Below are 20,263 nucleotides of genomic sequence, written 5' to 3'. Positions count from 1 at the left end.
CTTGATAGGAGTCCGAAATGAGCACTGCTCTCGTCGACGTTGCTTCTGCTACCGCCGTTGCCTCTGAGGCCACCACCTCCCCGCGTATCGATACCCTGTTCCTGAGCGAACCGGAGATGGTCGCCGCAGGCGTCAAGGACATGCCCGCCTGCGTTGATGTCATGGAGGAAGTATTTAGCTGCCTGGCCAAGGGGGACTACCGCATGGCCGGCCAGACCGCCGATTCCCACGGCGCGATGGTGAACTTCCCGGAGACCTCGGATCACCCGAACATGCCGCTGGCCGGCCCAGATCGGCGCTTCATGGCGATGCCTGCCTACCTGGGCGGTTCCATCAACCGCTCGGGCGTGAAGTGGTACGGCTCGAACGTGGAAAACCGCAACGTCGGCCTGCCGCGTTCCATCCACATGTTCATCTTGAATGACTCCGTCACCGGCGCCCCGCTGTCGATCATGAGCGCAAACCTGCTGTCGGCTTATCGCACCGGAGCCATCTCCGGCGTGGGCGCACGCCACCTGGCCAAGGCCGATGCCACAGTCGCCGCCATCATCGGACCAGGCGTGATGGGTCGCACCGCGCTCGAGGCCTTCGTCGCCGCCCGCCCAGGTCTAGATACCGTCAAGATCAAGGGGCGTTCCCAACGCGGCATCGATGAGTTTAGCGACTGGATACACAAGACCTTGCCGCAGATCTCCACCGTTATTCCGGTGGAGACCATCGAGGAGGCCGTCCGCGGTTCCGACATCGTCTCCGTCTGCGCCACCACCGGCGCGGGTGTGGCCTTCTACCCGCGTATTGAGGCCGAATGGATTGCGCCGGGCACGCTGATCACCTTCCCGGGCTGCGCCGACGTGCCCACCGAGTACCTCAACAATGACAACGTCAAGATGGTTCTCGACCACCGCGGCCTCTATCAGACCTGGATGGAGGAGTTCACCCCGAACACCTTCGAGACCGTGGGCATCATCGGTAACAAGTTCTTGGAGCTCGAGCGCGACGGCGTCATCGCCCCAGGCCGCATCACCGATATCGGCGAGATCATCAACGGCACCAAGCCTGGCCGTACCAGCGAGGACGATGTCATCCTCTACTCCATCGGTGGCATGCCGGTCGAGGATGTCGCGTGGGCTTCCCACGTGTACGAAAACGCCCGCGCCAAGGGAATTGGCACTTGGCTCAATGTCTGGGAGACCCCAGAGCTGGCATAAACGAGCAGCCAACTCCCCATTCCGCACCTCAGGCCCCACCAGGCCATGAAGCGGATACCCAGCTACGCCACGGCCCGCCGGGCATGTGCGTGTGCCACAGAACCCGGCAGCGCCACCACGACCTCCACGGCCACCACGGCCTCCACAGCTACGAAAGCCGCCAAAGCATCAGTGGCGGAGGCAGCCGCCGCGGCATATCAGCCGTCCCACGGTGGAGGCCATTGCGCGTGAATACAACCGCAGTCAAGGGGGCGACTCACATCAGGTTGCCCCCTTGATTGTATTGCACACAATTTTTTTGAGTTTGAGCTTTACTCCACCGCTTTTCTCACAGCAGGATACGAAGAAGGAACGCACACATCATGAGCACGCACGCATCCACTACCGCTGATGCAGCCACAGATGCCACCACAGTCGACTACGCCGTCCTCGGCGTGGGCACGATGGGATCGATGGCGCTGTGGCAGCTGTCGGAGGCAGCCCCGGACGCCAGCATCCTAGGCATCGAGCAGTTCGGCCGGGTTCACGTCCGCGGCAGCTACGCCGGCGAGTCCCGCCTGTTCCGCGTGGCGTTGAAGGAGGGGGGCGAGTTCATCCCGTTCGCCCAGAAGGCCCGGAAGCTGTGGCTTGATCTCAATGAGAAGTCCGGCCGCGACGTGTTCCTTCCCATCGGCGCGCTGTCTATCGGCCCGGATTCCTTCGAGACAATCAAGGCAACCAAGGAGGTCATAGCCGAGTTCGACCTGCCGCACGAGTACTTGGACGCGGAGCAGTTGGCGAAGCGTTTCCCGCAGTTCTCCATCCATAGCGATGACGTCGGCATCGTCGACCCGCAGGGCGGCGGCATCCGCCCGGAGGTGGCCGTGGCCACCGCCACCGAGCAGGCGCTTCGAAACGGCGCGCAGCTGTGGACCCACACCAAGGTCTTCGCCATCGACCCCACCGGGGAAAAGGTGGTCATCCGCACCAGCCGCGGCACCGTGCATGCCAAGAAGGTCATCGTCACCACTGGTTCCTGGTGCGGGGAGCTCATCCCGGCTACCCGGGCATTGGTCGGCGTCAAGCCGCTCCCGCTGACCTGGTTCATGCCGAAGAACCCGGAGGCCTTCATGCCGGACAACCTCCCGATCTTCCTCTATGACCGCCCGAATCCGGATGGCACCAGCTTCCACATCTACGGCGCCCCGAGCATCGACGGCTACACGGTGAAGTTCTCGAGCTCCATGTTTAGCGACACGCTGTTTGAGCACCCCTCCCAGATCAACCAGACGCTCACCGACGATCAGCTCCAGGAGTTCGGCCAGCGTGTGGCTGAGGTGGTGCCTGACTTCTACCCGGATGTCGCGCGTCTGACCATGCACCACGACGGATTTACCGCCGATGGCCACGCCATCATCGACACCGATCCCTCAACCGGCATCACCATGGCCGTGGGCATGAGCGGCACCGGCATGAAGTTCGCCCCCTACTTCGGTCAGCTCGCCGCCCAGCTCGCCATCACCGGCGACACCAGCCTGCGCCCGGAGTTCTTCGCACTCGCCTCGCACACGCCCGCCGAGTAGCATCGCCGAGCCTCACCACCGCGCAAGCGGTGGTTTTTGCTTTCCGACGCCCAACGGTTCACCACCCCCGGAAACGATGAGCCCTCATCACGACCTTAGCCCCGTCGTGGGCGATGCCTTCGTCATCCCAGTAGCTCCGGGCGCGCTCGGCTACCGCCGAGGAGCCGTCGGCGCGCACCACCCGCCACCAGCACACAAGGTGCCCATACTCCACCATGATCCGCCCGACCTGGCGCGGGCCTAGCCCGCACTGCTGGCCTATGTCCCCATAGCTTGCGACCATCCCCGCGGGGATCTTCTCACACGCCGCCAGCACCGCCTCAACGGCATCGGGTAGCTCAAGTTCTCCCGGATTCATGGGCAAGACAAGGACTCCTTCACGAAAGACACCGTGGGCGTCGGCAAGCATTTACAACCCCTGCCCGACACCCACGGTGAACGCATAAACGAGCGCGCAGCAACCGCGCACAACGCAGTCAATGCTTAGAGCATGCCCTCCACGTCGATGCCCTCCAGCGGGTCGGACTCGCGGCCTTCCTCCACCGGCTCATCGACCTGGCACAGCGTCACGGTCGCACCCGTGGCGTCGGCGATGATCGACATGCGTCCGAACTCGGAATCCCACGGCTCACGGATGACCTCGCCGCCGAGCTCAGGCACCTTGGCCACGGCGGCGTCGATGTCGAGCACGCCGAGGTAGGTCTGCCAGAAGCTCGGTACCTGCGGCGGGAACTGCCCCTTGGCGTCGAAGATGCCCGCGAAGGCGGCACCATCGACAAGCGCGGTGGTGTAGTTGAAGCCCTCGCCCTCCATCGTGGCCGTTGACCACTCGAACAGCGCCGGGTAGAACTCGCAGGCCTTGTCGTAGGCCGACACAGCCGTGAGCTCGTGCCAGACCGGGGTGCCCGGCTCACCGGCAGCGATGAAGGAATCCTCCCCACCCGGCTGGATCAGGCCGAACATCGCACCCGCGGTGTCCACCACGATCGCCATCTGGCCCAGCTGCACCTCGGTCGGCTGGGCCAGCACCCGACCGCCGAGCTCCACAACCTTCGCGCAATCAGCGTCGATGTCCTCGGCCAGGAAGTAGGTGACCCAGGTATCCGGCTGGTTGTTGTCCTCCGGGCGCTGGACGAAGCCCGCGACGGGAAGACCCTGCACGCGCGCCATGCGGTAGCCATCACTGACCTCGCTTACCTCCCAGCCTAGGATCTCGGAGTAAAAGTGCACCGACTTGCGCACGTCAGAGGTGGTCAGGTCGATCCAATAGGGCATGCCTGAGGCGGCTTGGAAGGCGGGCATTACATGTTCCTCCATACTTCGGGGTCAAAGTCATCATCGGCTGTGGCCTCGTCGAAGTAGTCATCATCCTCGACGCCTGCCACCACGCGGGCGCATTGGGGGCCGACACACACAACGTCACCGTCGCGCAAAGTCTTCCCACGGCGGGTGTCCACGGTGCCGTTGACGGTCACCTGCCCCTCCGCGATGACCTCCTTGGCCGCGCCACCGGTCTCCACAAGGTTGGCGAGCTTGATGAATTGTCCCAGCTTGATCTCTTGGTCACGGATCGTGACATCGAAGGCTTGCATGCCCACCAGTCTAACTGGTGGGCGCGACACACCCCGTGGCCTTGCCCCTCTTAGAGCGCGAACTTCACGGCCGTGCCGGTGGCCGTGACCATCATCATGCCGTTATCCGTGCCCAGGGTCTCATAATCAATGTCCACACCCACGACCCCATCCGCGCCGAGCGCGATCGCACGATCAACCATCTCCGCCAACGCCGTCTCACGCGCGCGGTTAACCTCTTCCTCATAGGCCTGGCTGCGCCCACCCACCAAGTTGCGGATACCCGCTGCGAAGTCCTTGAACACGTTGATACCCACGATCGTCTCCCCCGCAACGATGCGCAGGTACTGGGAAATCTGCTTCCCATCGACGGTGGCGGTGGTAGTGACGATCATGGCGGGCCTTTCTACTTGATCAACAAACGTGCAGCAAAGAAGTAGTCGCTTCACCCCAGCTTACCGACGAACCTGTGCCACACCATCAGTTAAAGAAATCTCTCATCAACTTCTTAAACTGCTTTGCCACATCACCAACAACATCAGATAAAACCAAAGCGACTCTGGGGTTGCCCGCACATTGTGGACAGTTGGTTAAACAACATCAGGGGTATAGGCAGGTAGGAGACTATTCTTAACTGACCGCAGCGTAAAGCTATTTCAAGGTGTTATGCGTCGTAAATCCAATTAAGCTTAATTTTTACTATGACTTGAGGAATTGGTTGACAATTTAGCTCCGCACGGTGCTAGCCTGATAACCAACGCCCCTTGCCGTTGACCCTCCACCAATCAGGAGTGATGCCGATGACAGGGGCTTTAATCATTCGAGGAGCAGTCGTCAATCAAGAGTACGCGCAAAATCGATCGAAAGAGAAGCGGAATCGACGGCAAGAAAACGAGGCAAGTCGACCTGTTTATTTACGTCCGGTGATTACCGCAGTTTTGATCGATGGAGGTTTCTACAGACGTCGCGCTTATTCGCTATTCGGAGAAAAGACGCCCGAGGATCGCGCAAACGAGATGGTGAAGTATGCCCGCCGTCATATCGGTAAGTCGCGCAGCAGTTTGTACCGTATTTTCTATTACGACTGCCCGCCTTCTGAGAAGGTGCTTTTCCATCCACTAACCAGAAGTCAAGTAAATTTGGCTGCGACCGATCAGTTCAAATGGACTAATGAGTTCTTCAAAGCTCTGACACATAAAAGAAAGGTCGCACTTCGACGAGGTGAGGAACTTGAAACTCAAAATGGTTATGTCTTAAAAAAAGAACCGCTGAAAAAGCTTTGTGCGGGCACTCTTCGAGTTGAGGATTTGCAAGAACAGGATTTCAAACTCGAAATCACTCAAAAAGGTGTTGATATGAGGATCGGTCTCGACATCGCATCTCTTGCTGAGAGTGGAACTGTAAATCAGATAGTGATGATCACTGGGGACAGTGACTTTGTGCCTGCCGCAAAACACGCTCGTCGTTCTGGGATTGATTTCATTCTGGATCCGATGTGGGCAACTGTAGCTACGAGTCTTAGTGAACATGTTGATGGCATTAGACAATGCGTTTTCAACTACCCGGAAAACCTGAAAGACCCGCTACACGTTAATAACTGGGGAGCGGGGTCCAAGGGGCAAGCAGCTGAAGAGGATGAAGAACTATAAGGGATGTGTCCTTGCAAAACTCGAAGGGAACGCTGGCTAGAAATATTGAAGTAGAAGGCTATTTCAATCAACTTGCGGTTCAGAAGGTTGGGTTCGAATCTCTAACCCCACTCCACCATCTGCCCGCGCAGGTACAAAAGCGGACGTGAGCTGGGGTCGGCGCCGCAGTCGGTGACGTTGACGGTGAAGATGAGGTGGTCGCCGCCGGGCAGGACATCGGCGATGTCGCCGTCGAACCAGGCGGAGGCACCGGAGAGGAGTTTGGCTTCACTATTGCGCCAGGTGTCCACGCCGTCAAAGCGCTCCACGGCGCGACGGGAGAACTGCCAGGCGAGGTCGGCCTGGTCGTCGGCAAGCACGGAGATCCCAACCTTCGCGCCTTGGCGGAAGTGGCCGATGTTGGCCGAGGTCTTTGCGATAGAAAACATCACCATCGCCGGGTCCAGGGACAGCGAGGCAAAAGAGCTCACAGTCAGGCCGATATCCGCGCCTTCATCGACGGTGGTGATGATGGTGACCCCGGAGGGAAATGTCCCTACGGTCTTGCGTAGCTGGTCACCGGTCACGGTCGTGGGTATTGCGGCCACCACTTGCCTTTCCATTCGCGTCGCACGGGGTGCGGCCAGAAGTTCGTTGACGCGTCTACCCTACCCGCGCATGCGTGCCGACGCCCACCGCGCCGCATCCACCGCCCACCCCCACGTCGTCACGCTGAGCAACGAACACCGGCCACTCCCACGGCGGCCTTTTATGTGCGGCGCTGGGGGCGTCGGCAAGCATATGTTTAAATGACCTGGTCGCGCGGAGTGATCACCATGCGGTCGATGTTCATGTGCGCGGGCAGGCTAGCCACCCAGCGGATGGACTCGGCGATATCCTCGGCGGTGAGGTTGAGCTTGTCGGCGTAGACCGCATCGGCCTTGGCCTCATCACCCTTGAAGCGGATCAACGAGAAGTCCGTCTTCACGCGGCCGGGGTTGATCTCCGTGATGCGGATGGGGCGATCGACGAACTCGATGCGCATGACCTTGTTGATCGCGGTCACGCCGAACTTTGCCGCGTTATAGCCGGCCCCGCCCGCATAGGGCGCAATGCCCGCCACCGAGGAGATGTTGATGATGTGGCCCTCGTCGGCGGTGAGCTTATCCAGCAGCGCCTTGGTCACGCGCAAGGTGCCCAGGACGTTGGTGTTATACATCCACTCCCAGTCCTCAACATTGGCCTCGGCGATGGGATCCAGGCCCTTCGCGCCGCCAGCGTTGTTGACCAAAAGATCGACGTGTTCGAGGGATTCGGCCAGCTTGTCGACGCTTTCCTGGCTGGTCACATCCAGCTCACGGGCCTCGCCGCCGATCTCCTGGGCAATCTCTTCTAGCCGATCGAGGCGACGAGCGGCCACGATCACATGCCAGCCATCGGCGGCCAACGCCCGGGCGGTGGCCTCACCAATACCGGAGGATCCACCCGTTACCAGGGCCACCTTCTTGCGCTTATTTTCTGACACTTTAAACTCCTTCCCTCGTGAACCCGTCGACACAGCGCCCGGATACCCATGGCTGCGTAAGCGACCCCTCCCAGAGTACGGCCAACGGGTCGAAAGTGCAGTACTTTAACCCTTTACTCGGCGTTTCATTCATTTTCCACCCGAGACAACAGTCAACAGCCCACCACCGGCGATGCTCTCTCATCGCAAAGCGACCCCGGTGGAGGAATACTCGCTCCACCGGGGTATCGCCGTGTCTTATGCGCGACTATAGCTTATGTACGTACTTTTAGTGCCATGTCATAGCAAGGGACCTCACTGGTCCCGGTTGGACTCAGCCGCACCCCACGCTCCTGTCGAACTCGATGCGCTGCGGGGAAGTTGAAATGTGCGCGCCAACAAGGTCTGGTGCAGGTGAGCCGGGAGGGAAATCTTTAGCCGATAGAGGATGTGGCCACTGGCAGGTCCTTGGCAGGTGCATGGAAGTTGGCGGCCCACTGCTGGACATGCTCAACCGGGTTGAACTGCTGGAGCTGCTGCCACGGCTGCGGCACCTGATTATTGACGAACTGCTGAACATTCTCTGCGATCTGGGGAAGCTGATCGAACATGGAATCTCTCCTTGTCGAGAGGCTACGGCCGGCGGGATTGCTCGGTCCGATGCCTCGAATACTAGGAGTGCCCCCGCCCCGGGTCAACGGCCATCAAAAACGCTTTGACCTGCACGAATATCGAATTTGGGAGTTTCATGGCAGCACTGACAGGCAGCCATCTCCGCAGCGTGACGCGGATAGATGATCCCCCAGTGAAAGCCCAAAATACTTTTCCTGCCAAAAACCTACTAAGTGCATGGGAGCAGCGGAAATGAGTATCTCTTTCGCACGTCACAATGGTCGAAAAGCCCCTGAGTAGCTATTTCTCGCCGAGGCCGAAAGTGGCCTGAATGTCGCTCCTGGCGCCATTCGCGAAGAACCACTCGGGGGCTATTCGATCCCGCTAAACAGGGAGCTGCGCCTGGAGCTGCCCGAGCAGCGCCGCGGTCTGCGGGTTGAGCACCGCTGCAACGAGGGAGATGAGGGCACCGATAAGAGCGAGCACCCGCACGATCCCACCTGCGGAGCTGCCAATTGGCTCAGCGGGCGTCGAGTCCTCGGAGTCCGTGACCTCGCCGAGCGCGGACAGTGGCAGCTCAACGCGGGTACCGGCATCGGTGGTGATAGTGACAGTGTCGGTGGCCTTCACTGTCGCTGGCAGGGTGAGTGTGAGCGACGCGGTGCCTGCCTCGCCGAAGTTGGCGGCGCCGAAGTCGCGATTGATGTCGGCGGTGGCGATCGCATCACCCACGGAGACAGTCACCTTGGCTGCGGTATCGCCCACGGTGTAGAGCAGGGAGCTGAGGTCGAAGGTGACCTCGGCGTTCGGGGCGAGCTCCCCGTGGACCTTCACACCCACGGCGGACTGGCCGCCACGCGGGGCAAGCGTGGGGTTGTCGGCCAAGTACTCGGCGAAGGCGGCCACATCCATCAGCCCGGTGTTGACCAGCTTGGTGCCGTTGGCCAGCGCGGGGAAGCTGTCACCGCCTTCCAGCAGGAAGGTGGAACCGGCCACCACATAGGAGGCCTCCGGGTCGAGCGGGGTGTCGTCGATGGTGCCTGCAATGAAACGCTTGCCCTGCTCCGCGTCCGGGTTGTAGGTATAGGAGAAGTTATCCGACCAGCCCAGCGCCAACACCGGGCGGGAGGCGGCAGCATCCTTCCACTGTTGCTCGATGGCATCGATGATGTCCTGGCCGGTCAAGGTGGTGTAGGTGATCTCGTTGCCGAAGGGCTGGACCGCGAAAGCTTCCTGGTAGGTCACCTCGCCTGCAAGGAGGTCGGCGCGCACGCCGCCGGCATTCATCACGCCGAGGTCTGCGGTAACGGAGGTGTTCGCGGTGATCGCGTCCTTGGCCGCCTGCGCCAAGGCGTTGGAGAGGGTGGACTCCACGCCACGGTTGGAGCCGGAGCTTTCCACGCTATCTTCGTTCGCGCCGCGGTAGAAGCTTGCGGCGGCGGTGGCCACGACCTTGTTGCCCGCGGCTAAAGAGTCCTTCTCGGCCTGCTCGACGAGCGCGCCGACCGCCGGGTCTGGGGTAGTACCCACGGCCGCCATCATCTGCTCGGTGTCGTAGACGGTGCTGGTGATGTCGGTGACCTTGCCGGAGTCCTTATCGAAGGTGAAGTCCATGTCAGCCAGGGACTTTCCATACTCATAGGCCTGGGCCACGGCGAAGGCGGAGCCGTCGGCACGCTTGATAACCGTCGACTCGGTCTCATGGGTGTCGCCCGCGAAGACGGCATCCACGTTGTTATTGAACGCTGCCGGATCCTCCACACCCTCGTGGAACAGGGCCACAACCACGTCGGCCTCGTCCTTGGCGGTGATTTCGTCGGCAAGCGTGTTGGTAACCGCAACCGGGTCGGCGAAGCTGATGCCCGCGATCCCCGCCGGGGAAACCTTGTCCTTGGTCGTAGCCGTCACCGATCCGATCAGCGCCACGCGCACGCCAGCGACCTCCTTGACCACATAGGGCTTCAGCGCGGGCGTACCGCCGGTGACGTTGGCGCCCAGGTAGTCGAAGGCGGAGTGCGCCGCGATCCGCCCGGTGAGATCGGCGTAGCCCTTGTCGAACTCGTGGTTACCCACCGCGGAGGCATCCAGCCCCATCTGGTTGAGCACGGCCAGCGTGGGCTCGTCCTCAAGCACGGCAGACAGGAACGCCGAACCGCCCACGTTGTCGCCGCTGCTGGTCAGCAGGTACTCCTGGCCTTCATTGACGTGCTTGACCATCGCGGACAGCACCGCGGCACCCGGCTCGGTTACTTCCTCATCGTTGTCGACCTGCGCGATGTGCCCGTGCAGGTCGGTCAAGTTGCTGATGCTAAACGTGGCGGTTTCCTGCGCGCCCGCCGACGGCACCACAATGCCAACAGACAGAATGGCCGTGGTGGTCGCCGTAGCGATCACGCTGCGCTTGCGTGGATTCGAAGTCATGTGAGGGGTCTCCTTAAAAAAGAGCAAAGCATGGATCGTGTCCTTAGCTTTTCTAGCTTGCCGACGCCCACCGCGCAGCACTTCCCCACCGCCCCACCTGTGCCTTTGCCGAAAGTTCCCAAGGAATTCACTCGCGCTTTGCGCAGGGATAAAGTTGCGGTTGATTCTAGCGGAGCGCACCCCTTACACCCGCCTACACATCACCTCATTTTAATTGCCCACAATCAAACCGCAACGGGCTAGGCGTTGCCGCCGAACTGGGCAAGGGCGTCGTCGGTAAGCCGGAAGGTATCCCACTCCTCCATGGGGAAGGCGCCGATGCTGCGGTAGAACTCGATCGACGGGGTGTTCCACTTCAGTACGCACCACTCCACGCGCTTGTAGCCACGTTCCACCGCGATGGTGGCCAGCTGCTTAAGCAGCGCCTTGCCCGCCCCCTTGCCGCGGTGGGCGGGCTGGACAAACAGGTCTTCCAGGTAGATGCCGTGCGCACCCTCCCAGGTGGAGTAGTTCAAGAACCACAACGCGAAGCCGATGCTCGTGGCGTTGCCTGCGGCGTCGATCTCCTCGGCGATGTGGGCGAAGATGGCCGGATTCTCGCCGAACAGCTGCTGTGTCAGCGTGGCCTCATTAATGCGGACGTTTTCCACCGGCTCTTTTTCGTAGACGGCGAGGTCCTTGACGAATTGCACCATCGTCGCGGTGTCCTCCGGGCGCGCGGGGCGCACGCGGATGGTGGAATCTACTAAATCGCTAGTCATGGCGACCATCCTACCGACCCCACAATATTGCAAGATGCCTTGGGCGTAAGGTTGCCCGGAGACAGGGATGCCATAGGCGAAAGCCACCGGCAAGCAAGGATGCCATCTGAACTCTCAGCTTTTCCGCATCGCATCCCGAACCGTTCGAAGGTGGGTAATACCAGCTTGTCTGCACCCGCATTGGCGTGGCTACTGGTACATCGGCTCCCGACCGCAAAGCTCGATGAACTCCTCGCGGGAAGCCTCGGGCGGGGCGTAGAGTCCGCCGCACCAGGATTCCCCCTTTACCGCGTGCTCATGTTGTGCGGCACAGGTCTCCGAGTATCGCTGCGAGCCATCGGAATACAACGCCATCGGCGAGGTCCAGTCGACACATTCAACGAAAGTGGGCTTCACCGCCACCTGTGCCGGCGAGGATGCCGGGACAGCGACCTGCCCTACATTGGCTTGGGAATCAGGAGGTGCGACCGAAGACTGCCGATATTCATAGACGTCATAGGAAACATCGGTGAGATTGGCCCCACCTTGAATACTCTCAATCGCCAGCCGTGGGGTTGCGCAGTTGGTGAACAGCATCCACCCGCTGCGCGCGGTCTTCGAATCAAGAACCGTCTTGTTGAAATCCACCAGCTCAGCGCGAAGCTGCGCCTGATCGTTGACCGCCTTGAAGGTGACAAGGTAGGTCACCACCCCACAGTGATTGGCACTGCTTGCCCAGGCGTTGTCGTCCTCGCCAAGCAGCACAGCGGGATCTTCACCGTACTCAAATACCCGCATCTCACCATGCCATTGCTTCTGCAGCGTGAATTCACCCCACGCCTGTGGCGGGCTTGGCACGGGTGGCTCGTGGACGGTATCGACTGCGACGCTTGCCAGATCGATGTCCGCAGACTGGGTTGCATCTTGTTCTTGCGCGCCCGTTTCCTCAGTTGTATATCCTGCGGATGTTTCTGACGAGACTGGTTGCGCTTTCGAGGAATCAGAGTCACCGCCACGGATCCAAATCACCGCACCCAACGCAGCCACCGCTACGATCAGCACCACAAGCAACGCGATGATCACTTGGCCCTGCTTATTAGGCGTGGCGCCTTCGGCCCCTTGCTGATCAGTCATGGGTGTCACCTCACAATGAAGTTAGTCGTAGATGCGCCTTCGCATGAGCGGCTACGGTTTCCGTCACCGCAACACCCCCATCATCTTATCAGCAGTAATATTCATTTCTCGTGTTTCCGCTACTTTTCGGGCACCCCGGGTGTCCTCAGCGGGGACGCACCCACCGGACGGTCGTCGACAAGCCCGATCGCCTGCATGAGCGCGTAACAGGTGGTGGGGCCGACGAACGTGAAACCTGTCTTCTTCAGCGCCTTTGCCATCGCCTTCGACTCCGGCGAGGTGGCCTGCGTATCCGCCATCGAGGCGGGGCGGGTTTGTTCGGCCGGGGCAAAACCCCAGATGAAGTCCACGAGGCCACCTTCCTTGCGAAGGGCCACCGTGGCCCGGGCATTGTTGATCGCCGCGCCGATCTTAAGGCGGTTGCGGATGATGCGCGCATCGCTTAGCAGGCGCTGGAAGTCATCATCGCCGAAACCGGCCACGATATCCGGGTTGAAATCGGCGAAGACCTCCCGAAATGCCGGGCGTTTGCGCAGCACCGTCGCCCAACTAAGCCCTGATTGAAATCCCTCCAAGCACAGGCGCTCATAGATCCCGGCCTCCGTGCGCACGGGCTTTCCCCACTCGTAGTCAAAGTAGTCGCGGTGGAGCTGATCACCGCTGGCCCACGCCGGCCTTGTGCGCCCGTCCTCACCAAGGACGAGACCCCGATCGGCAAGATCTTCGTTCATGCTTCTCCTTTTATAGTTTCACTCAAGTAGGCTAGCGCCACCCTTCTGCTTCGCCGGTGACTTCTACCTTGCCTATCGACGCCCGTCGAGCCCATTCGGTTCCCGCTCCCACGCAACCAGTGCGGAGACTCACGAGACACTAACGGACTGACCTGCGTTTTAACGTATTTTCAGAACGTTTAATATCGTGTTTTCAGAAGGTTTACTATCGCATTTTCAGAGCAAGCTTGCGCGCAGCACAGTAACGGCACCGGCTGTCGCTTCGTGAAGATGACAGGTTTTCTTCTCTGTCAAGCGTTCCTTTTCCGTGCCCTTTGCGTGCTTGCCGACGCCTAACGGTTGCCCCACCTCCCTTAGCGAATCTGCCGGAAGGTGATGTTGATCCGCCCGGTGGCTACACCACAACCCGAGGGTGCGGTGTGCTCGTCAAGCCGAGTGATGCCGTGGAAGATCTCCCGCGACGGCCCGCCGAACACGAGCGCATCACCGCTTTGCAGATAGATATCGTCCCAGGGCTTATTGCGATCATGGGTGTTACCCGCCCGAAACACCGCCGAATCGCCGATGCTTAATGAAACCACCGGGGCGAGGCTATCCTCGTAGCCATCCTGGTGCAGTCCCATGCCAGAGCCCGGCGGGTAGTAGTTGACCAATGCTGCATCCACACGAAACGCGGGTACCCAGGGCGCAAGCGTGGGGTCCAGCTCCCCCGTCGCGGCTAAGACAGCATGCGCCACGGCGACGAAGGTCTCCGGAACGGGCGGAACCTTGATGCCACCGGCACCCGCAATATAGCGGTGGCGCTCGTAGTCCCAGTGCTCACCCAAGCTCATCAGCTGCGCACTCATCGTCCCGGATTTCACCTTGCGGTTGTGCATCCCCCACGGGGTGCGCGCGGTGGCTCGGGCAAGCTCCCTAGTCTGCGACACCAACGCTTCCTGCTGGGCCAAGTCCAGCCATCCAGGCAGGTGCACAATGCCCTCGCGCACGCACCTATTTTGTGGGCGGGGTGGATTGGGGTGGGCGTCGAAAAGCGTAGGCACGAGGGTCAGCCTAGTCGCGCTGGTGGTAACCTACGAGCCACCCACCGTAGGCGTCGGCAAGCGAACAAGCATGCGTGTTGCCGCGAACACAGCGGCAATGGCACAACGGCGGTGGGAGGAAATACGATGAAACAATGAGCTTCGACCCGGCAACGTATTCTTCCCTGTCCGACTTACGCGCGGGACGCTGGCATCTGCCGGTAAGCCCCGAGATCCGCGAGCTGGTTACTCGCACCGGCGAGCTGGTCTTCGACTACAACCACACCCGGCCCAGCGATCACGCGGGCCTGGCCCGGCTGCTGGGGAAGATCCTCAATGAAAACAGCGGGCGCGCGGTCCTCAAGCAGCCGATCACCATCGAATATGGGCGGCACACCACCATCGGCGAGGGCACGTTCATCAACTTCGGCGTGACCATCCTCGATACCGCCGAGGTGATCATCGGCGAGCGCTGTATGATCGGGCCGAACTGCCAGATCATCACCGTCACCCACCCCGTCGACGATGTCCAGATGCGCAACGGCGGCTGGGAGATCGCGCACACCGTGCGCATCGGCGACCGCGTATGGTTCGGTGCGGGAGTGACCGTGCTACCGGGAGTGACCATCGGCGATGATGCCATTATCGGCGCGGGTTCGGTGGTCACCCGCGACATCCCCGCCGGCGCGATCGCGGTGGGCAACCCGGCGCGCGTGGTGCGCTACCCCGATGCGGCCCGCTTCGAGCGCGCCCAGCTTGCCGACGGCCTGCCGGTGGATGCGCTCGCGGGCTTGTGGGAGTCGCAAGGCAAGTGAGTCAAGATAATAAGGCCCAGCGCTTCGATCTTTTGCGCATAGGCGAAGGCCTGCCGGTCGCCGCCCACGAGAGTGAGCTGCGGGAGGCGATCTTTGGGAAAGGCGCCGGTGGCGCGGTGGTGGTGCAGGCCCCGCCCGGCACGGGTAAGACCACCTTCGTGCCGCCGCTGGTAGCCAACGAGGTGTCGGGCAAGGTCATCTGCGTGGCTCCCAGGCGCGTGGCGGTGCGCGCCGCAGCGCACCGGCTAGGCCAGCTCGCCCCGCAGATACGTGGGGTGGGTTTTAGCATCCGCGGGGAATCGAGCCCAGGACAACGGGTGGAGTTTGTGACCCCCGGTGTGCTGCTGCGCCGGATGCTATCCGACCCGGAGCTTTCCGGTGTGGACGCGGTCATCGTCGATGAGGTCCACGAGCGCCAGCTGGACACCGATGTGGTGCTCGGCATGCTGGTGGAACTGCAGCAACTGCGCGAGGACCTCACGCTGATCACCATGTCCGCCACCGTGGATGCCGGGCGGTTTGCGCAGCTTCTGGGCGCGCAGGTGATAAGGATCGAGTCCCCGATTCATCCGGTGGAGCTGCGCTATGCACAGCTTCCCGGGCGTGCGGAGTGCTCGCGGGAGTTCCTCGACTCCTTGGCCCGCCTTGCCCGGGAGCAGGCGGTTGCCACGGGATATTCGGTGCTGGTCTTCGTCCCCGGTGTGCGGGAGGTAACCAGGGTCGTAGACACCCTGGCGGCGGATCGGCTGGTGCCCGCCGAGGTGGGGATCTACCCGCTGCACGGCGGTTTGAGTTCCAAAGAGCAGGATGCGGCGCTGCGCGCTGCGGGCCAGCGCATCGTGGTGGCCACCTCGATCGCGGAAAGCTCGATCACCGTGCCCGGGGTGCGGGTGGTCATCGACTCCGGGCTCGCGCGCGTGCCCAAGCGCGACAACCTGCGCGGAATGATGGGCCTGGTCACGGTGAGTTCTAGCCAGTCCTCGGCCAACCAGCGCGCCGGCCGCGCCGGCCGCGAGGGACCAGGCACCGTGATCCGGGCCTATGGCGCGGGCGAATTCGCGCACTTTCCTGCCCACGTCAGCCCGGAGATCGCCAGCGCGGATCTCACCCAGGCGCTGCTGTTCATCCTCGCCTGGGGCGGGTCGGTGCAGTCCTTCCCGCTGCTGGATCCACCACCTGCGCTGGCGCTGGAGCAGGCGCGCGCCACCTTGGAGCGCCTGGGCGCGGTGGTCGATGGTGCGATCACCACGCTCGGCCGCACACTCGTGCGCCTGCCCGCCGACCCCCGGCTGGGCCGCGCGCTGCTTGCTGCCGGTTCCCAGGCGGCACCGGTGATCGCGGCCTTGTCCGAGGACCTGCGCGGTGACATCGACCGCGAGCTACCCAGGGTTGCCAACCTTCCTCGGGTGCGCCGGGAGGTCACACGCCTGTCGGCGCTGGTTAAGGACAAGGGTCCCGTTGCCACCGGTTATGTCATCGGGCTGGCGTTCCCGGAGTTCATCGCGCGGAAGTCCGGCGAGGTGTACCAACTGGCCAGCGGCACCCGGGTCGATGCTGCGCAGGCGGGGCTTCATGCGCCGTGGATCGCGGTGGCCGATGTCTCCCTGGGCACCACCGGCACCCCGCGGGTGGGTGCTGCTGCGGCAATCGACGAGGCGCAGGCGCTGGAGATCCTCGGCGTGACCGAGGAGGTCACCGCCACGCTTGTCGACGGCCGCCTGCGCGGCACCCGCACCCGGCGCGCGGGCGCGATTGTGCTCTCCGAGGTCGCCTGCCAGGTAACAGGTGCCGCGGCTGAGCAGGCCCTGGCCCGGGGTATCGCCGAGCATGGTCTGGGGATCTTCACCTTCTCAGAGAAGGCCGCGCTCCTGCGTGATCGCCTCGCGCTGCTGCACGCAACTTATGGCGATCCCTGGCCGGATATTGAGGCCGCCGACCCCCTTGCCTGGCTCGGCCCGGAGCTTGCGGCCATCGCCGCCGGAAAGAATGCCTCGGCCATCGACCTCTACCCCGCCTTGCAAAGGCTGCTGCCGTGGCCGGAGGCCACCCGACTCGACGAGCTCGCACCCGAGCGCCTGGCCGTGCCCTCGGGGCGGTCGGTAGCCATCGACTACTCGGGGCAGCGCCCGATAGTGAAGGTGAAGCTGCAGGAGTGCTTCGGGCTGGATTCCTCCCCGGTCATCTGTGGGATGCCGGTGCAGTTTCACCTGCTCTCGCCTGCGGGCAGGCCGCTGGCGGTCACCGATGACCTCGCCAGCTTCTGGGCAGGCCCCTACCAAGGCGTGCGCGCGGAGATGCGCGGGCGCTATCCCAAGCACCCCTGGCCGGAGGATCCCACCACGGCGTTGGCTACTGCGAAGACCAAGAATCGCATGTAGTTCTCCCAAGCTTAAGGGACGTTGACCCCGATGCTTTCGTCCCCTTTTCTTGAATCAGAACTCCTGCGCATCGTGGACAGCGATCATTATCTCCTTTGCTGACTCGCAGCACTGAGACAAGCTGACACCCGTGGCATAGGGATTCTTTTTCACATACTTATCCCACGAGGAAAGCATCATGCGATCCACAGCGATCTGATCGAGAATAGTCTGCCACTGGTGCATGACAGTGGCGCTGTTTCTTTTTTCGCATGTTCCCTGCAGTGCCTCCTAAAGTGTCGTATTACGATCCATCGTGGTTCTAGAGGCCACGCCCACCAGTGAGGAAATCAACATACCCCCCTTGATGATTATGTGATCACGCCATTGTGACTGGGAAATACGTTCAAGAAGCCGCTCAAAAAGGTAGTGCTGCATCATTGCCTGTGCCGGAATTCCAGCTTCCTTAGCTTTACGGAATGCTTGCCATCTACGAGCCAGTCGCCTTCGCAATTGAAGAGAATCTTGAAACTATCTATCTCGGCATGGAGTCATTCGAAGCGAAAGTCCGGCGAGGCGCACGCATGGAAACACTGTGGACTGTATCGCCCGAGGAGCTAGTACCCGCGGACGTGAGCCGAATCCTAGGAGAGTTGCCCAACCGCGAAGCCTTGATGCTCGCCCAATCCATTAAAAGGGTTGAACCAACAACCCAGTAGAACACAGCACAACCATGCCAGCTTGCACCACACGTCGTGCTGCAAACGTCGGTGGCTCATTGCCACCATTCACCGAACGGCCTGTACCCTGCACCTTCCCCGCTACGCCGAAAACTGCTGGAAGGTGAGGTAGCAGCTCATCACCACCACTAGCGTGAGCAAGGCTGCGCGCAGCAGCTTCGTGCCGCCGGCGATGACGGTGCGCGCGCCGAGCTGGGCGCCGATGATGTTGGCCACCGCCAGCATGAGCGCGAGCTTCCACAGGACGTGACCGGCCGCGATGAACACGATGAGCGCGCCGACATTGGTGGAGGTGTTGACCACCTTCGCCAGTACGGCGGAGGTCATGAAGTCCTGCGCCAGGATCGCGGTAAAGCCCATGATGAGGAACATGCCGGTGCCGGGGCCGAAGATGCCATCATAAAAGGCCACGCAGGCCACCAGCCCCACAGCACCGAGCTTGCGCGCCGTGGTCAACGTCCGATCCTTGGCCACATCCTGCCCAAACTGCGGGCGCAGCGCCACAAAGGTGCCCGCCACCAGCAACAACACGATGACCACCGGGCGCATGACCTCCTTGTCGATGTGCGAGGCCAAAAACGCGCCAACCCCGGAGCACACCAGCGCGATCGGGACGTAGGACACGACCTTCTTCTTATCCGCGCCCACCTTGCGCAGCATCGTCGCCGTCGCCGAGGCCGTGCCGGAGACCGCCGCGACCTTGTTCGTGGCCAAGGCCACCGCGGGGGCCAGCTGCGGGAACACCGCCATGATCAGCGGGATGAGCACCAGCCCGCCGCCGCCGATGACCGCGTCGATCCACCCGGCCACGGCCGCGCCAGCGACGAGGATGCCAACACTGAGCGGATCCATGTGTTCCTCCTCCTGACGCCGAATCGACGCACCATCGCTACTATTCCTGCTGAATCGTTATGCCCTGCCTACTTTAGGTGCCCACCGCCAGCCAGCGCCAGAGCGGAGTGCTTGCACGAGGCTTCGTGGCGGCGTAAATACAACGAAAACTAGGGAGAGAACTAGGGTTGATGTCAACGAAAGTACATGAAGTTTATCTAGGATGGCTCCATTACTGACAGCTTCCCACGCATGAGCCCGCACTGGTACGCGAGCATCGAAGAATGGCAAGGAATACTTGATGAATCGGCTAAGTAAGTGGCTCAACAACCTCGAGGGGCACACCGCGCGCAGGTGGACCTTCGTGGCCGTGGCCTCAACGATCCTGGGGTCTATCTTCGCCCATGTCGGCGTGCCCGCCGCCTGGATCGTGGCCGGGATTATCGTCGCTGGCACGGTGGCGATCACCACCAAGGAGGAGCTCGTCCTCAACCGGCACTTCTTTAGCTTTTGCCGCGGATTCATCGGGGTGCTGGCGGGCATGCCGCTGATTAGCACTCCCCTGGCAGGGATCGTGCATTCGATCCTGCCGGGGCTTTTTGCCACCGCGGTCACCCTCGCCATCGGCGTGGGCGGCGGGCTACTGCTGTCGCGGACGCAAAGGGAGATCTCCAAAGAAACCGGTATCTTGTCCATGACCGCCGGTGGCGCCTCGATCGTACCGCTTTTGGCCAAGGAGCTAGGCGCGGACTACCGCTACGTGGCACTATCGCAGTACCTGCGGCTTCTTGCCGTTTCCATGTCACTGCCGGTGATCACGCACCTTTTTGCCCCGGACGTCGATGCCGCAGCGCTTGCCTCCCCGCACGAGCGCACCTGGTGGTCTCTTGTCCTGGTGCTGCTCATCGCCGCCTTCGGTGAGAAGTTCGGCCGGGCCTTCAAGATCCCGACCCCTTCGATCTTCGGCCCGCTGCTGCTCATGGTGGGGGTGGGCCTGGCCTTGCCCGATGCGGACTACACCCCGCCGGATCCGCTGCGCTTCATGGCGTTTATGGCCATCGGCTGGATGTGCGGCGGCGGGCTTTCCGTGGCGGCGCTCAAGCTGTTTGCCCACCAGCTGCCCGCGACCATCACCTTCATCCTGGTGCTGATCTCCGGGTGCGCGGCCTCCGCGTGGCCGCTGACGAAATGGCTCGACATCAGCTACTTCGAGGCCTATCTCGCCACCACCCCGGGAGCCTTGGAAACCGTGCTCGCCCTCGCCGACGAGGGCGGGGCTGGACCGGAGGTGGTCACGGTGCAGCTCATCCGCATCATCTTCGTCTTGCTATTTGCAGGCTATCTACCTGCACTGCTGCGCTTTTTCGGGCGCAAGGACTAAGGCCTT

General features: G+C 61.9%; 22 protein-coding genes. 7 read left to right on the top strand and 15 right to left on the bottom strand.

Annotated elements, in window-relative coordinates; translation table 11 throughout:
• Positions 1-17 precede the first annotated feature (17 nt).
• Positions 18-1,208 (top strand): tyramine oxidase subunit B, encoded by a 1,191-nt coding sequence (locus PAB09_RS00725; RefSeq protein ID WP_442873680.1) that lies wholly within the window; start codon positions 18-20, stop codon positions 1,206-1,208.
• A 362-nt stretch (positions 1,209-1,570) separates the two neighbouring features.
• Positions 1,571-2,770 (top strand): N-methyl-L-tryptophan oxidase, encoded by a 1,200-nt coding sequence (gene solA, locus PAB09_RS00720; RefSeq protein WP_271034216.1) that lies wholly within the window; start codon positions 1,571-1,573, stop codon positions 2,768-2,770.
• A gap of 58 nt (positions 2,771-2,828) precedes the next feature.
• On the opposite strand, the gene PAB09_RS00715 is transcribed toward solA, so the two are convergent.
• The 4 genes from PAB09_RS00715 to PAB09_RS00700 form a co-directional block, all read right to left on the bottom strand.
• The gene (locus PAB09_RS00715; RefSeq protein ID WP_271034215.1) at positions 2,829-3,128 is read right to left on the bottom strand and encodes an MGMT family protein; all 300 of its coding nucleotides are present in this window, start codon (positions 3,126-3,128) and stop codon (positions 2,829-2,831) included.
• Positions 3,129-3,253: 125 nt separating this feature from the next.
• Positions 3,254-4,072, bottom strand: a complete 819-nt coding sequence (locus PAB09_RS00710; protein ID WP_271034214.1) for a VOC family protein — start codon at positions 4,070-4,072, stop codon at positions 3,254-3,256.
• A complete protein-coding gene (locus tag PAB09_RS00705; RefSeq protein ID WP_271034213.1) occupies positions 4,072-4,362 on the bottom strand; it encodes an RNA-binding S4 domain-containing protein in 291 nt (96 codons plus the stop codon). Before PAB09_RS00705 ends, PAB09_RS00710 begins: the two co-directional genes overlap by 1 nt.
• 50 nt (positions 4,363-4,412) lie before the next feature.
• Complete coding sequence (locus PAB09_RS00700) at positions 4,413-4,736, bottom strand: heavy metal-binding domain-containing protein (protein WP_271034212.1); 324 nt, start codon at positions 4,734-4,736, stop codon at positions 4,413-4,415.
• Positions 4,737-5,105: 369 nt separating this feature from the next.
• On the opposite strand from PAB09_RS00700, the gene PAB09_RS00695 reads away from it, so the two are divergent.
• Positions 5,106-5,990, top strand: a complete 885-nt coding sequence (locus PAB09_RS00695; protein WP_271034211.1) for an NYN domain-containing protein — start codon at positions 5,106-5,108, stop codon at positions 5,988-5,990.
• 101 nt (positions 5,991-6,091) lie between these two features.
• Here PAB09_RS00695 and PAB09_RS00690 read toward each other — a convergent pair whose 3' ends face one another.
• From PAB09_RS00690 to PAB09_RS00655, 8 genes are all read right to left on the bottom strand, one after another.
• The gene (locus PAB09_RS00690) at positions 6,092-6,577 is read right to left on the bottom strand and encodes a flavin reductase family protein (RefSeq protein WP_271034210.1); all 486 of its coding nucleotides are present in this window, start codon (positions 6,575-6,577) and stop codon (positions 6,092-6,094) included.
• A 197-nt stretch (positions 6,578-6,774) separates the two neighbouring features.
• A complete protein-coding gene (locus PAB09_RS00685; protein ID WP_271034209.1) occupies positions 6,775-7,494 on the bottom strand; it encodes an SDR family oxidoreductase in 720 nt (239 codons plus the stop codon).
• Positions 7,495-7,907: 413 nt separating this feature from the next.
• Positions 7,908-8,084: a hypothetical protein gene (locus PAB09_RS00680; RefSeq protein WP_271034208.1), complete on the bottom strand. Its 177-nt coding sequence runs from the start codon at positions 8,082-8,084 to the stop codon at positions 7,908-7,910.
• Positions 8,085-8,469: 385 nt separating this feature from the next.
• Positions 8,470-10,506, bottom strand: a complete 2,037-nt coding sequence (locus PAB09_RS00675; RefSeq protein WP_271034207.1) for a bifunctional metallophosphatase/5'-nucleotidase — start codon at positions 10,504-10,506, stop codon at positions 8,470-8,472.
• Between the two features lie 239 nt (positions 10,507-10,745).
• A complete protein-coding gene (locus tag PAB09_RS00670) occupies positions 10,746-11,267 on the bottom strand; it encodes a GNAT family N-acetyltransferase (RefSeq protein WP_271034206.1) in 522 nt (173 codons plus the stop codon).
• 189 nt (positions 11,268-11,456) lie between these two features.
• On the bottom strand, positions 11,457-12,380 hold the full coding sequence (locus tag PAB09_RS00665) for a hypothetical protein (RefSeq protein ID WP_271034205.1): 924 nt from the start codon (positions 12,378-12,380) through the stop codon (positions 11,457-11,459).
• Positions 12,381-12,499: 119 nt separating this feature from the next.
• Positions 12,500-13,111 (bottom strand): DNA-3-methyladenine glycosylase I, encoded by a 612-nt coding sequence (locus PAB09_RS00660; RefSeq protein WP_271034204.1) that lies wholly within the window; start codon positions 13,109-13,111, stop codon positions 12,500-12,502.
• A 353-nt stretch (positions 13,112-13,464) separates the two neighbouring features.
• Positions 13,465-14,154 carry an alpha-ketoglutarate-dependent dioxygenase AlkB gene (locus PAB09_RS00655; protein ID WP_271034203.1) on the bottom strand — a complete coding sequence of 230 codons (690 nt, stop codon included), beginning with the start codon at positions 14,152-14,154 and terminating at the stop codon, positions 13,465-13,467.
• A 134-nt stretch (positions 14,155-14,288) separates the two neighbouring features.
• Between PAB09_RS00655 and PAB09_RS00650 the strand changes: the two genes are divergently transcribed.
• Both PAB09_RS00650 and hrpB read left to right on the top strand, forming a co-directional pair.
• Entirely contained in the window at positions 14,289-14,948 is a 660-nt protein-coding gene (locus PAB09_RS00650) for a sugar O-acetyltransferase (RefSeq protein ID WP_271034202.1), read from the top strand.
• On the top strand, positions 14,945-17,326 hold the full coding sequence (hrpB, locus tag PAB09_RS00645) for an ATP-dependent helicase HrpB (protein WP_271034201.1): 2,382 nt from the start codon (positions 14,945-14,947) through the stop codon (positions 17,324-17,326). The genes PAB09_RS00650 and hrpB overlap by 4 nt, the downstream gene beginning before the upstream one ends.
• A 54-nt stretch (positions 17,327-17,380) precedes the next feature.
• Here hrpB and PAB09_RS00640 read toward each other — a convergent pair whose 3' ends face one another.
• Both PAB09_RS00640 and PAB09_RS13265 read right to left on the bottom strand, forming a co-directional pair.
• Positions 17,381-17,551, bottom strand: coding sequence for a hypothetical protein (locus PAB09_RS00640; protein WP_271034200.1), 171 nt, complete (start codon positions 17,549-17,551; stop codon positions 17,381-17,383).
• A gap of 45 nt (positions 17,552-17,596) precedes the next feature.
• Complete coding sequence (locus PAB09_RS13265; RefSeq protein ID WP_442873725.1) at positions 17,597-17,743, bottom strand: nucleotidyl transferase AbiEii/AbiGii toxin family protein; 147 nt, start codon at positions 17,741-17,743, stop codon at positions 17,597-17,599.
• 41 nt (positions 17,744-17,784) lie between these two features.
• On the opposite strand from PAB09_RS13265, the gene PAB09_RS00635 reads away from it, so the two are divergent.
• Positions 17,785-18,024 (top strand): hypothetical protein, encoded by a 240-nt coding sequence (locus tag PAB09_RS00635; RefSeq protein ID WP_271034199.1) that lies wholly within the window; start codon positions 17,785-17,787, stop codon positions 18,022-18,024.
• Between the two features lie 102 nt (positions 18,025-18,126).
• Here the strand turns inward: PAB09_RS00635 and PAB09_RS00630 are convergent, their stop codons facing one another.
• Complete coding sequence (locus tag PAB09_RS00630; RefSeq protein ID WP_271034198.1) at positions 18,127-18,897, bottom strand: TSUP family transporter; 771 nt, start codon at positions 18,895-18,897, stop codon at positions 18,127-18,129.
• A gap of 280 nt (positions 18,898-19,177) precedes the next feature.
• On the opposite strand from PAB09_RS00630, the gene PAB09_RS00625 reads away from it, so the two are divergent.
• A complete protein-coding gene (locus PAB09_RS00625) occupies positions 19,178-20,257 on the top strand; it encodes an AbrB family transcriptional regulator (protein WP_271034197.1) in 1,080 nt (359 codons plus the stop codon).
• Positions 20,258-20,263 lie beyond the last annotated feature (6 nt).

This window comes from Corynebacterium sp. SCR221107, from assembly GCF_027886475.1.
In the GTDB taxonomy this organism is placed as follows: Bacteria; Actinomycetota; Actinomycetes; order Mycobacteriales; family Mycobacteriaceae; genus Corynebacterium.
This window is presented reverse-complemented; position numbering and strand designations above follow the sequence as displayed.